Origin of the sequence: Proteus sp. TJ1640, assembly GCF_003144445.1 — a bacterium.
GTDB classification, from domain to species: domain Bacteria; phylum Pseudomonadota; class Gammaproteobacteria; order Enterobacterales; family Enterobacteriaceae; genus Proteus; species Proteus penneri.
On record NZ_PENY01000021.1, the window covers coordinates 77,681 to 93,450 of the forward strand.

The 15,770-nt window shown below is 37.5% G+C and carries 12 protein-coding genes; 6 read left to right on the forward strand and 6 right to left on the reverse strand.

The genetic code is table 11. The features are described 5' to 3' along the window. Window positions 1–40 precede the first annotated feature (40 nt). The 6 genes from mutH to leuA form a co-directional block, all read right to left on the reverse strand. Entirely contained in the window at window positions 41–718 is a 678-nt protein-coding gene (gene mutH, locus DK861_RS07840) for a DNA mismatch repair endonuclease MutH (RefSeq protein WP_109399754.1), read from the reverse strand. Window positions 719–1,341: 623 nt separating this feature from the next. Next, on the reverse strand, window positions 1,342–3,021 hold the full coding sequence (gene sgrR / locus DK861_RS07845) for an HTH-type transcriptional regulator SgrR (protein ID WP_109399755.1): 1,680 nt from the start codon (window positions 3,019–3,021) through the stop codon (window positions 1,342–1,344). A 291-nt stretch (window positions 3,022–3,312) separates the two neighbouring features. Then, on the reverse strand, window positions 3,313–3,918 hold the full coding sequence (gene leuD, locus DK861_RS07850) for a 3-isopropylmalate dehydratase small subunit (RefSeq protein WP_109399756.1): 606 nt from the start codon (window positions 3,916–3,918) through the stop codon (window positions 3,313–3,315). Window positions 3,919–3,926: 8 nt separating this feature from the next. Then, the gene (gene leuC, locus DK861_RS07855; protein ID WP_006533773.1) at window positions 3,927–5,336 is read right to left on the reverse strand and encodes a 3-isopropylmalate dehydratase large subunit; all 1,410 of its coding nucleotides are present in this window, start codon (window positions 5,334–5,336) and stop codon (window positions 3,927–3,929) included. 1 nt (window position 5,337) lies between these two features. Further along, window positions 5,338–6,429, reverse strand: a complete 1,092-nt coding sequence (gene leuB / locus DK861_RS07860) for a 3-isopropylmalate dehydrogenase (protein ID WP_109399757.1) — start codon at window positions 6,427–6,429, stop codon at window positions 5,338–5,340. 2 nt (window positions 6,430–6,431) lie between these two features. Continuing rightward, complete coding sequence (gene leuA, locus DK861_RS07865) at window positions 6,432–7,991, reverse strand: 2-isopropylmalate synthase (protein WP_006533771.1); 1,560 nt, start codon at window positions 7,989–7,991, stop codon at window positions 6,432–6,434. 867 nt (window positions 7,992–8,858) lie between these two features. Here leuA and leuO point away from each other — a divergent pair. The 6 genes from leuO (at window position 8,859) to ftsL (ending at window position 15,770) form a co-directional block, all read left to right on the forward strand. Next, window positions 8,859–9,803, forward strand: coding sequence for a transcriptional regulator LeuO (gene leuO / locus DK861_RS07875; RefSeq protein ID WP_109399758.1), 945 nt, complete (start codon window positions 8,859–8,861; stop codon window positions 9,801–9,803). A 520-nt stretch (window positions 9,804–10,323) separates the two neighbouring features. Continuing rightward, complete coding sequence (locus DK861_RS07880) at window positions 10,324–12,129, forward strand: long-chain fatty acid--CoA ligase (protein ID WP_109399759.1); 1,806 nt, start codon at window positions 10,324–10,326, stop codon at window positions 12,127–12,129. A gap of 223 nt (window positions 12,130–12,352) precedes the next feature. Next, on the forward strand, window positions 12,353–13,360 hold the full coding sequence (cra, locus tag DK861_RS07885) for a catabolite repressor/activator (protein ID WP_109399760.1): 1,008 nt from the start codon (window positions 12,353–12,355) through the stop codon (window positions 13,358–13,360). A 682-nt stretch (window positions 13,361–14,042) separates the two neighbouring features. Beyond that, a complete protein-coding gene (gene mraZ, locus DK861_RS07890) occupies window positions 14,043–14,501 on the forward strand; it encodes a division/cell wall cluster transcriptional repressor MraZ (protein ID WP_072063386.1) in 459 nt (152 codons plus the stop codon). 3 nt (window positions 14,502–14,504) lie between these two features. Then, window positions 14,505–15,452: a 16S rRNA (cytosine(1402)-N(4))-methyltransferase RsmH gene (gene rsmH, locus DK861_RS07895; protein ID WP_109399761.1), complete on the forward strand. Its 948-nt coding sequence runs from the start codon at window positions 14,505–14,507 to the stop codon at window positions 15,450–15,452. Further along, window positions 15,453–15,770, forward strand: coding sequence for a cell division protein FtsL (gene ftsL / locus DK861_RS07900; RefSeq protein ID WP_082147328.1), 318 nt, complete (start codon window positions 15,453–15,455; stop codon window positions 15,768–15,770). It abuts the gene before it with no gap.

Consider the following 15,770-nt stretch of genomic DNA (forward strand, 5'->3'; position numbering starts at 1 on the left):
TTTGGAGCTGTTTTACAGATAACAAATATATAAGATAATGTTAAAGCTGGAAATAACGAGCAAGCAGTGGTGCAGTAAAATTCTTTTTTAAATAAAAGCCTCTGGGTAATGTCATAATACGTTGTCCATGTTCACCAATAGCCTCTGTTAATGCTTTGCTATTTGCGGCTTTGGGTCGAATTTGTAACACTTGTCCGTGGCGGGCAGTAATACTTTCTACTTTTCCTAACACAATCATATCCATTAGTTCTTCCCAATCATGACGTAATAGTTCTTCTTCTGTACTGCTAGGGCTCCAAAGTAACGGAGAGGCGACACGGCGTTGCGCTAATGGTATTTCCCTTTCTCCTTCAACAGGCACCCATAACACTTTTGAGAGTTTACGTTTTACATGGCTATTTTCCCATGTAATACCACAGTTTCCGGTTAATGCTGCGACACAGACAAACGTAGTTTCTAAAGGCATACCTAATTTATCAATTGGAATTGTTTTGAGCTCAATACCCAATTCACTGAAGTCTTGCTCAGGTTTGCTACCTGCACTTGCACCTAAATAATATTCCAACAACATACCAACCCATCCTTTATCTCTTTTAAGATCAATTGGGATTGGAAGTTGTGCAAAAGCGGCTAGTTCACCAAAAGTATAACCCGCAAGCGCTTTTGCTCGCTCGAATAGAACTTGCTCATTTTCGGGGGCGACTGGTGGCGTAAACATAGTTATTATCTTCTTGTATAAATAATAGACAAAAAAAACAGGTTGTTGATAATGTATTTCGCTTTATTTTATTTAAATCATAATAGCATGATATATCATCATTTTTTTGAGTTAATTCGCCAATTAATATTTGTAATTCCAAGTTGTGCACGGTTATCCTGAAATCATAAACAGGCTTTTACACTAGGTTATCCACAGCTTTATGGGATAACTCACAGAAAGTGAGATCACTGTTCTGATTTACAGCCTTGACTTTTGCAGATATCTACCAAAATAACTCTGTTTTGTCTAACTAATCGGCATAACCTGTGGATAAAATGCTCTGTGGTTGTTTTTTGTACTATTTAAGCGAGGGGGGTCTTTAATTGTTTTATTTAATCGCTGAAATAGGCATTATAATGTTGCTATTAATTTGAATTATAAGTGATATTTTAAAATTTATATCAACAGCCTTTCTAACAATATAAAAACTATACCCTGATTATCTCTCTCTTTTTCACATGGATATCCACAGAAAAAGTGAATAAATCCCCTACGAGTTTATATAGGTGTTTATAACTTTCAAGGTTTCTGTGAATTAACGTAAACTATGGCTACTCTTAATACAGAAAAGAGGTGATAACTTATTTTATCCTAGGAGTATCAATATCAGGTGTAAACCATGCTGATTTAAAATCAAACCAACCAAAAGTATTCATTTTAACACCACGTATGGTTCTCTGCCCTTGTAGCTCTAGTAAATGGTGAAATAGAGGATAAAGCCAAATATCTTGTGTTAGTTTGCGGCACCACTCTTCAAGTGGCAAAGCTTTTTGGTGCCATAATGTGAGCTCTTGTGAAAATGATGCTCCCAAACACTGGTGAAAGAGTGGTAATTCATAAAGTGTAGCAAAAATTGAGAACTCTAAAGGCTTATAAAAATTTACTGTCGCTAACCAAACATCACTATTAGCTTCACCGTAATACCATTGTTCATAATCAAGTACTTGAATGGTTAGTTCAATATCATATTGAGATAAAATACTTTCTATTAAATCTGCAATAGTGCTGTATTCATGATGCTCTTTATAAAGAGTAACGGTTAGTTTTGTTAATGAAGTTGGTTTAGGATGGTGGCGTATTAATTTACTGTGATGCCAATGAAGTAATAATCCATAAGCAGGAGACCAATGGCGTTGATAGAAAGGATCACAATGCGCCAGCATATTAACAGGGGTTAATACACTGCTTAACCATTCCCTTATTTCAGACTGCTGGCACTGCTTTGAGCGACTGTCATAGAGTAGAAAATAACATCCTTCTTCTTTACGGCTTTCTAGTGAATCTTTGTTGGTATCATCATCTGTTAAATGAATAGTTGAACAAACCATCTTTTTATTCAGTTCAGGAACTACCCAAATATCAATTTCATCTAATAATGCTCGTAAGCCAAAGTAGCGATTAAAGGCTTTGATTTGTAACTTATGTTTATCATTAGCGATAACTTGATAAGCGCCAGTTCCAATAGGGCGTTGTGCAAAAGAAGGGAGTGAGGCCCATTCTTGTGGCAAAATAACAGCTTGTGGACTACCTAATAACGTTGCAAATTGTTTATCAGCCTCGCTTAAGAAAATATCGAGCACATATGGTTGAGGTGAAGAAATTTGTTCTATATGTGCATAAAGAGGATTGCAATGCTTCATTCTCATTAATGAAGTGCTGATATCTTCAAGAGTAAGCTCACGACCATGATGAAAATAGATAGAAGGACGTAAATAAAATCGCCAATGTTGCTCCGTGATCATTTGCCAATGATGAGCTAATTCGGCTTCGATTTCCCCATTTTCCTCTTTTAGGTGTACTAATGAGTTGAATATCTGACTCATTAAATGTAATTCAGAGCGTCTTAACGGTGTTCCAGGTAATAAATTTTTAAAGGGGCGATAGTAAATAATGCGTAGCAATTGTTGACCAGGATGAAAACTTTTTTCAATTTGAGAGAGCACCATTTGTCGTACAGAATCTTTATCACCCATTAGTGCGACAAGCTTTTCAATATCATTCTCTTCTATTAGTTTCTCTGCGCGATTTTGTTGGATTTCAAATGCATTAGAATGAAAAGTAAGCGTGGATTTTTTACCTCGACCGACTTCTGCTTGCCAATTTATCCAACCTATTTCTTGCATCTTATTTAATAAGGAGCGGACATGACGCCGTGTACAATGCAGGGTTTGTGCTAATTCTTGTAACGTTGTTTCGGTTGTTTTTCCCTGAAAGGCTTGCCATAAGCGAATAAATTGTAATTCTAAGCGGGGTGAAGTCATAAAAGAGGAAATCTCTTGATAAAGTGATCAATTTTAATTTCCTTATATTAGACCGATAATCTCTACGTTTAAAGTTAGCTCTCATGTTAGTTATCACAAATTAGGAATACTAACAGACTCCCCCATTTGAGCATTCGGTGATTACCGGCCGGTGATGATTAGTCACTGGCTTTTTTATTGGTGATTTATAGGAATAGTTTTGTTGGGATAAAAAAAGCCGTAAATGAATTTACGGCAAGAATAACAAAGTAAACATCACAGAAAGTAGAAGACGGTAAGAAATTATCTTTATTAGCGCATAAAGACCGGTTGTTTTGCCTCATAAGCGCTAATGTCATCTTGGTGTTGCAGCGTTAATCCAATGCTGTCTAATCCTTCAATCATGCAGTGGCGACGAAATGAGTCGATTTCAAAAGAGAAATGTAATTTACCCGCTCTGACCTCTTGTGCCACTAAATCTACGGTAATTGGTGTACCAGCATGTTCTTTTACCCAATCAAATAATTGTGAGACTTCATCATCACTTAATTTGATTGGTAATAATTGATTGTTAAATGAATTACCGTAAAAAATATCAGCAAAACTGGGCGCGATAACGGCGTGAAAACCATAATCTGTTAATGCCCAAGGTGCGTGTTCACGAGATGATCCACAACCAAAGTTTTCTCGTGCTAATAAAATTGAAGCACCTTGGTAAATTGGCTGATTTAAAATAAACGCAGGGTTAGGCTGAGTGCCTTCATCATCCAAAAAACGCCAATCATGAAACAGATGCTTACCAAAGCCTGTACGTGTTACTTTCTGCAAGAATTGCTTAGGAATAATGGCGTCGGTATCCACATTGGCTGCATCTAAAGGAACCGCAATACCCGTGTGTTGAGTAAATTTATTCATCATGTTCTCCTTTAGGATGCCACTGCAAATGTACGAACATCTGCAAAATGGCCATTAATCGCCGCGGCGGCTGCCATTGCAGGACTGACTAAGTGTGTTCGACCTCCACGACCTTGGCGGCCTTCAAAGTTACGGTTGCTGGTGGATGCACATCGTTCGCCCGGATTTAATCGGTCGTTATTCATGGCTAAACACATCGAACAACCCGGTAAGCGCCATTCAAAACCTGCTTCAATAAAGATTTTATCTAAGCCTTCAGCTTCTGCTTGGGCTTTAACGGGGCCTGATCCCGGAACGACAATGGCTTGAACATGAGACGCAACTTTATGACCTTTGGCAATTTCAGCGGCGGCTCGTAAATCTTCAATACGAGAGTTGGTACAAGAGCCAATAAAGACTTTATCAATAGCGACGTCTGTTAAGTTAACGCCTTCACTTAATCCCATATAAGCCAAAGCTTTTTCAGCAGAAGCGCGTTCAACGGGATCATTAAAACTATTTAATAACGGGACTATTTGATCAATAGCAATAACTTGCCCAGGGTTGGTACCCCATGTAACTTGCGGCGCAATGTCGGCCGCATTTATCGTGACTGTGGCATCGAAAGTTGCATCATCATCAGACTTTAAGGTTCTCCAATAAGCGATAGCCTCATCCCATGATTGGCCTTTAGGGGCAAATTGACGTCCTTTTAAGTAGTTAAAAGTAGTATCATCTGGCGCTACTAAGCCTGCTTTAGCTCCCATTTCAATTGCCATATTGCATAAAGTCATTCGACCTTCCATGCTTAAGGCTTCAATAGCCTCACCTGCAAATTCAACGATATAGCCCGTACCACCAGCGCTACCTAATTTGCCGATAATGGCTAATACGATATCTTTTGCGGTGATCCCAATGGCAGTCTTGCCTTGAACTTCAATTTTTAATGTTTTAGCGCGTGATTGTTTTAACGTCTGAGTTGCTAAAACATGTTCAACTTCAGAAGTACCAATCCCAAAAGCTAATGAACCAAAAGCGCCATGAGTTGCTGTATGTGAATCACCACAAACAATCGTCATTCCGGGCAAGGTTAAGCCTTGTTCAGGCCCCATTACGTGAACAATCCCTTGATATGGATGGTTTAAGTCATACAGCGTAACGCCAAATTCTTGGCAGTTTTTCATCAGCTCTTGCATTTGAATTCTCGCCATATCACCACAAGCATTAATATCTTTAGTCTGTGTTGATACGTTGTGATCCATCGTTGCAAAGGTTTTATTCGGTTGACGAACAGGACGACCTTTTGTTCTTAATCCATCAAAGGCTTGAGGTGATGTCACTTCATGCACTAAATGTCGATCGATATATAAAATGGGTGTTTCATCACTCACTTCCCTGACAACATGTGCATCATAAATTTTTTGATATAATGTTTTACCCATGTTATGCCCCTTCACGAATATACTGAGCGATACGATCACCCATTTCGGCAGTTGTGATTGCGTTACCATCCCCCGCTAAATCTGCGGTGCGATAGCCTTTTGCTAATACTTGTGTGATAGCATTTTCAATGGCTTGAGCTGCATTATCTTCATTAAAGCTATAACGTAATAACAGTGCGGCAGACAAAATTTGTGCAATAGGGTTTGCGATATTTTTACCTGCAATATCTGGTGCTGAACCACCAGCGGGTTCATATAAACCAAAGCGTTTTTCGTTAACACTAGCAGATGGCAACATTCCCATAGAGCCAGTGATCATTGCACATTCATCAGATAAGATATCGCCAAAAATATTGGAGCACAGCAACACATCAAACTGAGAAGGATCTTTAATTAACTGCATTGTTGCGTTATCAATATACATATGTTGAATTTCAACATCTGGGTATTCTTTTGCGATCCCTGTTACAACTTCACGCCATAAAATAGAGCTTTGTAATACGTTCGCTTTATCAATTGAAGTTACTTTATGGCGACGTTTACGCGCTGATTCAAACGCAAAGCGTGCGATACGTTCAATTTCATAACGATGATAAATTTCAGTATCAAAAGCACGCTCTTGAGCGCCTTCACCTTCACGCCCTTTAGGTTGACCGAAATAGATACCACCGGTTAATTCGCGTACACATAAAATATCAAAACCACGCTGTGCAATATCAGCACGTAATGGGCAGTAAGCTTCTAAACCTTCATATAATCGAGCAGGGCGTAAATTGCAGAACAATTTAAAATGTTTACGTAAAGGTAATAACGCACCTCGTTCTGGCTGTTCATTTGCAGGTAAATGTTCCCATTTAGGGCCGCCGACGGAACCAAATAAAATCGCATCAGCTTGTTCACAACCGACTAAGGTATCTGCGGGCAACGGAGTGCCATGATTATCAATGGCAATGCCACCAATATCGTATTCTTTTGTTGTGATATTGAGTGAGAAACGCTCGCTAACAGCCTTCATCACTTTTTGTGCTTGAGTCATGACTTCAGGGCCAATACCATCTCCGGGTAATACTGCAATATGATAATTTTTTGACATAATTAAACCGCTTCTTGTGTTGTATGTTGTTTGCGTTTTTCTATTTCGACTTGCTCTGAGCGCCAAATGCTATTAATAACGTGGATCATGGCATTTGCGGATGAACCTACGATGTCCGTTTCTAAGCCCATTCCATGAAACTTACGTCCCTGGTATTCAACGACGATATCAACTTGCCCTAAAGCGTCTCTACCTTCGCCTTTAGCTGTTAATTGGTAAGTGACTAATTTCAATGGATAACCTGTTGCACGAGAGATGGCTTGATAAACCGCATCGACAGGGCCATTACCCGTTGCCGCTTCAGTAATTTCTTTATTACCATGAGTAATACTGACACTTGCGGTAGCAACGGTTGATGAACCAGATTGAGTATTAAAATAATTCATTACAAACTCATCAGGTTCTTGCTGTTGTTGTCCCATAAATGCTAAAGCTTCCAAATCGTAATCAAAGACCTGGCCTTTTTTATCTGCCAAACGTAAGAAGGCAGAATATAAAGTATCCAAGTTATAATCAGTTTCGCGATAACCCATCTCTTCCATGCGATGTTTAACAGCTGCACGACCTGAGCGAGAAGTTAAATTCAATTGCACTTCTTTTAATCCGATAGATTCCGGAGTCATGATTTCGTAAGTTTCACGGTTCTTCAAAACACCATCTTGGTGAATACCTGATGAATGCGCGAATGCATTGGAGCCAACAACAGATTTATTAGCATGAATTGGCGTATTACATAATTGGCTGACTAATTGACTGGTACGATAAATTTCTTTGTGATTAATCCGTGTCTGAACATTCATCATTTGCTCACGGACTTTTATCGCCATAATGACTTCTTCTAATGCGCAGTTACCTGCACGTTCGCCTAAGCCATTAATCGTCCCTTCTACTTGTCTTGCACCTGCTTGTACCGCAGTAATCGAATTAGCAACAGCCATGCCCAAATCGTCATGACAGTGAACAGAAATAATGGCTTTATCAATATTGGGAACACGTTCAAATAAATTGGTGATAATGCCTCCAAACTGATAAGGCGTTGTATAGCCTACGGTATCTGGAATATTAATGGTGGTTGCGCCAGCATTAATTGCGCTTTCAACAATTCGACATAAATTATCGATATGAGTACGACCCGCATCTTCGCAAGAAAATTCCACATCATCGGTATAGCGACGAGCTCGTTTTATTGCGTTTACGCCCATTTCAATAATATCTTCGAACGATTTCTTCAATTTATGTTCAGCATGCAATGCCGAGGTTGCCAAGAATACGTGGATACGAAAAGCTTCTGCGACTTTTAAGGACTCTGCTGCAACATCAATATCGTTATCAACGCAGCGTGCTAATGCACAAATGCGACTGTTTTTGATTTCGCGCGCAATAGTTTGTACGGATTCAAAATCACCTGGAGAAGAAACAGGAAAGCCCGCTTCAATGATATCCACACCTAAGCGTTCTAAGGCGTAAGCAATTTGTAACTTCTCTTTTACGCTTAAGCTAGCCTGCAATGCTTGTTCGCCATCTCTTAATGTGGTATCAAAAATAATCACGTCATTGCTCATAATCTGTTCCTTTCTTTTTTTATTTGCTGTTTGCGCTCTCCCAGGTATAAAAAAACCCGCGATTAGCGCGGGTTTTCTCTCTAAGGGCAGGTGTGTTTCACTTTTTACCCATAAGCCGACCGCGCATAAAAGTTGCGAGTAGTAGTAGGCTTGATAGTAAAATTGCGTTCAACATGAAACATCCTTAGATAGGTTCTCAATAATCTGTATTTATTGATACATAATACCAATAAAGATGTCAAGCGTTGAAATTTTTAAAATCATTTAGCCGTGTTATTTATAAATTTTCCAAAGTGATTCTGACTAATATCTAAATTTTTACTAATGATTATGACTATCAGCAAATCATTGATTGGGTTAATGTTCCGTACATTGTTTAAAAAAGAGTGAAATGAAAAATTAAACGATTGTTTGCTTTTTTTTTAATCAGCTGGTTGATTGATAAAAAAGAGGGTGTTAGGGAGGGGATGATTGATAAATGTGAGCAACGTTTTGAATGTAAGAATAAAAATCATTGTATTATGATAAAAAATAGATATCGGATATCTATTTTAGGAATGAAGGTGCACTATTTTATTATGATTTTTATCATACTTTGTTTTATTATTTGCAAGGCAGAAAGTAAAACAGGTTGTAATATATATTGATATAATCATTTCCTAGATATGTAATTTCAATATCAATTTTATTTTTATATGAAATGTATTTTTTTATTGATATGAAATTTATGTGTTTAGTTGTATGCATGGATGATGAATAATAAATTTTAATAAATAGTTTAAGTAATAGTTAAAGCCTATCTATTATTAATGATTTCTTGGTTAATAATATTTGTTTGTCTATTATGATAACATAGTGGAGTAAGAAATGACGGATTACACATCAGCAACAGTTACCAGTAGAGAATCAGCAGATATGCATTTACGTAATGTTGATCTTAATTTATTAACGGTATTTGATGCTGTTATGCAAATGCAAAATGTTACCCGTGCTGCACAAGTACTGGGCATGTCACAACCCGCAGTAAGTAATGCTGTATCTCGCCTTAAAGTTATGTTTAATGATGAATTATTTGTTCGCTATGGACGAGGAATTCAACCTACATTAAGAGCTAAACAACTTTTTGGTCCAGTCAGACAAGCTTTACAATTGGTTCATAACGAACTTCCTGGCGCAGGATTTGAACCAGAACAAAGTGAACGTATATTTAATTTATCTATTTGTAGTCCTCTCGATATAAGACTAGCACCCAAAATAGTTGAACAAATTAAAAATGAAACGCCTAATATTAATGTTAATATTAAGTCTTATTTAAATAGTAATATAGAACATCAATTAAAATACCAAGAGATTGAATTCTTTATTAGCTATAAGGAATTTGAAAAGGCAGAGTTTCATTCACAACCACTATTTAATGACGAAGTTGTTTTGGTTGTTTCTAATAAACATCCTCGTATTAAAGAGAGTGTGACCAAAGAAATGTTATTAAATGAGCAACATTCGATTGTTTCTTTAGATGATATTGGTTCATTTAGTGCACCTTATTATAAAGATACTCAATTGGAAGATTTAATCACTTATCAAGGAACAGATTTAAATAGTGTATTAAATATTGTATCTAGAACTTATTTAGTTGCTATTGCACCAAGATGGTTAGTTGAGAATTATTCTGAACAATTAGATATTAAAGCCGTGTCGTTACCTTGGGAAAAAATAGCGAGTCCATGTTATTTGATTTGGCACGAGTCAACTGCGCGCGATAAAGGCCATTTATGGATGAAAAATTTACTAAGCGAAGTTTGTCAAAACTAGAGTTTTTTTGCTCATAATTAGTATTTATTACTAATTATGCAGAAATAGTGGCAGATAACATTAGTTATTCGGCTAATGATCAAAATGGCGTTTATACAGTTAAGTAAACCCAATTGGATTGCTGTCACTATTTTTGCCCTTTCTTTGTAATAATGACTCTTATTCGTATTATAACTAGGTTAGGCTTGTTTTTTTGCAATAATATCCCCCTCTTTATATTGTCATTGATTAAGTTATTATAATTACCTATTGTTATTTATCAGTTTTTCTTTTTAGCTTTCCATAAAAAATAAGAACACAATAATTCATTTTCTCACTATGATGGGATAGCCTTTTTTGACAAAACTTTTCATAACTCACAATTTTACAAATTTATGTAAAATTGAATTCCTTTATTTTGGCGGATCACTTAGACTTTTATTCGAGTCAGCGAACAAGTGTAAGCTGAAATTGTAAAAGAGACATTTTTTCTATTTCGGTTTCAGAACAGGGTCGCTTTTCCATAAATAGCAGGAAAATTATGATAAATAATAATAATCTTCATGATTATCATATAATTAGACGATTGCAAAAACAGTTTTTACACAGCGGGAATAAAATTGCTTATCGTCAGTGGGATGCTAAGCGCAATATCGAAATGTCATGGGCGTTGGTTGAAAAGAAAACACACGCGCTCTCAAATGCATTGTTAGAAATGGGTGTAGATGTTCAAGAAAATATTGGGATCTTTTCTCAAAATACCATTGATTGGTCTTTAGCTGATATTGCTTCTTTGCAACTACGCGCAGTAACCGTTCCTCTTTATGCAACAAGTAGTGTTGAACAAGCCACTTACATTTTAAATGATGCGAATATTCGCATTCTTTTTGTTGGTGACCAGAAGCAATATGATATTGCTTCTGAATTATTAGCGTTATGTCCTCAGCTTGAACATGTTATTGTGTTTAACTCCGATGTTGTGTTAAACGCAAATACACCTTCGTGCTATCTGGAAGATTTAATTAATCAGACGCATTTTCAGCATGATGACGTGTTAAAGCAACGTATTAATGAATGCAGTTTAGATGATCTGTTTACTCTGATTTATACATCAGGCACCACCGGTGAACCTAAAGGCGTGATGCTCGACTACACAAGCCTAGCATCACAGCTTTATCTACATGATGAGCGTCTCTCATTATCTGATAAAGATGTTTCGCTCTGTTTTTTACCTCTTTCTCATGTTTTTGAGCGCGCATGGAGCTTCTATGTCATGCATACAGGCGCGGTTAACGTCTATTTAACGGACACTCATGCTGTTAGAGAAGCAATGAGTGAGGTTAAACCTACTGTGATGTGTGCTGTTCCTCGCTTTTATGAAAAAGTGTATAGCGCTATTCAAGATAAAGTGTCTCAAGCTTCAGTATTTCGTCAACTTATCTTTAAATGGGCGATAAAGCAGGGTGAAAAAAGGCGTGAAGCACAACTGAATCAGCGCCAACAGGGCTTTATTTCCCGCTTATGTTATCGCTTTGCAGATAAAAAAGTGTTAAATCCATTGCGTCAAATCTTAGGTGGGCGAGTTCGCTTTTTACCTGCAGCTGGTGCTCGTTTAGATGATGCTGTTATCCGCTTTTTTTTGGCCACCGGTATTAATATTAAATATGGCTATGGTATGACAGAGACTTGTGCCACAGTTTCATGCTGGGAAGAGAATAAATATAAGTTAGGTTCTATTGGTACCCCATTGCCGGGCATTGAAGTGCGAATTGGTGCAGAAAACGAGATTCAAGTACGTGGCAGCATTGTCATGAAAGGATATTTTAATAAGCCGGAAGATACTGCAGCTGCCTTTACAGAAGATGGATGGTTACGCACTGGAGACGCAGGCGCACTTGATAGTGATGGTATGTTATTTATCACAGAACGTTTAAAAGATTTAATGAAAACGTCAAATGGTAAATACATTGCGCCACAAATGATCGAAGGAACATTAGGGCAAGATCGCTTTATTGAGCATATTGCGGTAATTGCTGATACGCGTAAATTTGTTTCTGCACTAATTGTGCCTTGTTTTGATGCTCTTGAAGAACATGCCCGAGCATTAAATCTGAAGTATCATGATCGCATCGAATTATTACGTCATACTAAAATTAAAGAGCTGTTTGATGAACGTTTACGTGAAATGCAAAAAAACTTTTCAAGTTTTCATCAAGTTAAGCGCTTTACATTGCTTGCTGAAGGTTTTTCGATGGAATCTGGTGAATTAACACCAACATTAAAACTTCGCCGTAAAATTATTTCTGAACGCTATCGAAACGAAATCGAATCAATGTATCAAGATTAGTTTTAATTGATGAGAAAGCACCTGATTGGTGCTTTTTTCTTTTAAAATTACATATTGATAGATAACGATGATTGAAATAATTGATAAAAGACATAAACGGAAACGTTGACGCATACGGTTTTATCAGTAAATTGTGTTAAAATGCAAACTCAGATCAGCATGATGACTGAAATTTATAGCAATATGTAATAAATAACACATTTAATAATTAAAAGAGGCTAATGTGAAACTGGATGAAATCGCCCGCTTGGCTGGTGTTTCACGAACAACAGCAAGTTATGTCATTAATGGTAAAGCGAAACAGTACCGTGTAAGTGACAAGACTGTCGAAAAAGTGATGGCGGTGGTCAGAGAGCATAATTACCACCCGAACGCTGTTGCCGCGGGATTACGTGCTGGTCGTACGCGTTCTATCGGTTTGGTTATTCCTGATTTGGAAAACACCAGTTATACCAGGATTGCAAATTACCTTGAACGGCAAGCGCGTCAACGCGGTTATCAATTATTGATTGCCTGTTCAGAAGACCAACCAGACAACGAAATTCGTTGTGTTGAGCACTTACTGCAACGTCAAGTTGATGCCATTATTGTTTCAACTGCGTTGCCACCAGAGCATCCTTTCTATCAGCGTTGGGCAAATCGTTCATTACCAATTATTGCGTTAGACCGAGCATTAGAAAGTGAACATTTTATCAGTGTTGTTGGCGATGACTTAGAAGATGCCAAAATGTTGGCAACAGAATTAAAAGCATTTCCTTCGCAATCTGTACTCTATTTAGGCGCACTTCCTGAACTCTCTGTGAGTTTTTTACGTGAACAAGGTTTCCGTAATGTATGGAAAGATGATCTTAGAGAAGTCACCTACTTATATGCAAATAGCTATGAACGAGAAGCTGCAGCGGCTGCTTTTTCTGAATGGTTAAATAACAATCCAATGCCTGATGCGCTATTCACTACCTCTTTTGCTTTATTACAAGGGGTTATGGATGTGACATTACAACGTAGTGGTCGTTTACCAACGCAATTGGTTATTGCGACTTTTGGTGATCATGAGTTATTGGATTTCCTTGAGTGTCCTGTTTTATCTGTTGCTCAGCGACATCGTGATATTGCTGAACGTGTATTAGAACTTGTGCTTGCGAGTCTTGAAGAAGAACAAAAACCACAAGCAGGAATTACACGTATTCGTCGTGATTTATGTCGTCGAGGTAGTTTAGGACGTACTCGTTAATTGCTCTCACTTTATTGGTAATTATCTACGTTTATACTCATACCCGTTTTATTAAATTAAAGCGGGGATGAGTTATTGGATTTAAGAATGTCGAATTGCCTAGAGAATATTAAATTTGAGATTAATCTTAAACATCTTTTTACTGTTTTTCGAAATTTGCTAGGTTAGTAGATTAATTTTTGACTTATCTATAAGTGGTATTGCTTAAATTTAATGAGTAATTAATTTTATTTTGAAAAATATAAAAAAAAATAAATAACTATCTTTATGATATTGAATTATTTTTTCTCGTCTTGCTATTATTGCTTATATAAAAGCGCCCCCAAATTATTATGTTGGCCAAAGGTAAATGAACTGCAATAAATTAGTTTTTTATCATAAAAATCATGATTTACTTATTATGATTTCTTTATCTGGTTTTCTTACTTGTAATCGCTATAAATAATTACTTTTCGTGATTGTTTATAGAATTTAAAAAATAACCTCTATTAATCATAGTGTTAATATTCCCCTTTTTCTTTTTGTCGATCATTTGAACATTTCTGTGTGCTTATCAATTTACTGTAAATATAAATAAAGCTTCCTATATCCGGCTTGACAACGTTTTCATACCATCCGTAAACTCTATTTGTGGGGATTTGTGGGATAATGTGGTGTAAATTATAACGCTGGGGTAATGAGGATGTTTCGTGGAGCAACTCTCGTTAATCTTGACAGCAAAGGGCGAATAACAGTTCCTTCCCGTTATCGAACAACGCTGGGTGAGATTTCTGAAGGTCAAATGGTTTGTACCATTGATCTCAACCAGCCATGTTTATTGCTATATACCCTTCCAGAATGGGAAAAGATTGAGTTAAAATTAGCGGCTTTGTCCTCCATGAACCCTGCGGAACGTCGAGTTCAACGTTTGTTATTAGGTCACGCCAGCGAATGCCAAATGGATAGCGCAGGACGTCTTTTGTTAGCTAGTACGCTAAGACAGCATGCGGGGTTAACAAAAGAGGTCATGTTAGTCGGTCAATTCAATAAATTTGAATTGTGGGATGAACAGATCTGGTACAAACAGATCGAAAAAGACATTGTAGCCGAGCAAACCTCACAGGAACCGTTATCGACACGACTATTGGATTTATCACTTTAAATAATGACAACAAATAATTTTAGTCATACCAGTGTATTACTGGATGAGGCAGTGAATGGGCTGAATATTAAGCCTTCAGGTATCTATATCGATGGAACATTTGGTCGTGGAGGTCACTCGCGCCTAATTTTATCGCAATTAGGGGAGCAAGGACGATTGATTGCGATAGACAGAGATCCTCAAGCCATAGCAGTTGCAAATGAAATTGATGATGTACGATTTTCTATTGTTCATGGGCCTTTTTCAAATATTGAACAGTATGTCAATGAGTTAGGTTTAGCTGGGAAGATTGATGGTGTTTTGCTGGATTTAGGCGTTTCTTCACCTCAGCTTGATGATCCTGAACGTGGTTTTTCTTTTATGCGAGATGGGCCACTTGATATGCGTATGGATCCCACTTCAGGGCAATCTGCTGCGCAATGGCTAATGACAGCAGAAGAAGACGACATTACATGGGTATTAAAAACATTTGGTGAAGAGCGTTTTGCTAAGCGTATCGCTCGTGCCATTGTTGCACGTAATAAAACAGAAGAGCCTTTGACTAGAACCAAGCAATTGGCTGATTTAATTAGCGATGCAAGCCCGGTAAAAGAGCGACATAAACACCCAGCAACACGAAGTTTTCAGGCAATTCGCATCTATATTAATAGTGAATTAGATGAAATTGAAAAAGCATTAAAAGGTGCGGTTTCTGTTTTAGCACCTGAAGGACGTTTGTCAGTAATTAGTTTTCATTCGTTAGAAGACAGATTGGTGAAGCGTTTTATTCGAGATGAGAGCAAGGGGCCTGTTGTCCCTGCGGGTATTCCTCTCACAGAAGCGCAGATAAAAGAGTTAGGAAGTGCTCGCTTATCAAGTATTCATAAGATGAAACCGACAGGCGTAGAAGTTGAAGAAAATCCACGGGCACGAAGCTCTGTATTACGTGTAGCACAACGTATTGAGGAATAAATGTCTACCGAACGACATTCACTACCGAGAGTTATAGGGCAGGATTTACTGCGTCATGGCAAATTACCTGTATTTTTACTGATCGCTGTGATTATTTCTGCGGTTTATGTCGTAACAACAGCACATAAAACGCGTTTATTGACAGCAGAGAAAGAGCGTTTAGTGCTGGAGAAAAACGTATTGGAGATCGAATGGCGCAATCTCATTCTTGAAGAAAACGCACTGGCAGATCATAGCCGAGTTGAACGTTTTTCCAGTGATAGCTTGGGGATGATCCATGTTGATCCAACAAAAGAGAACATCGTGGTGACTAAATAA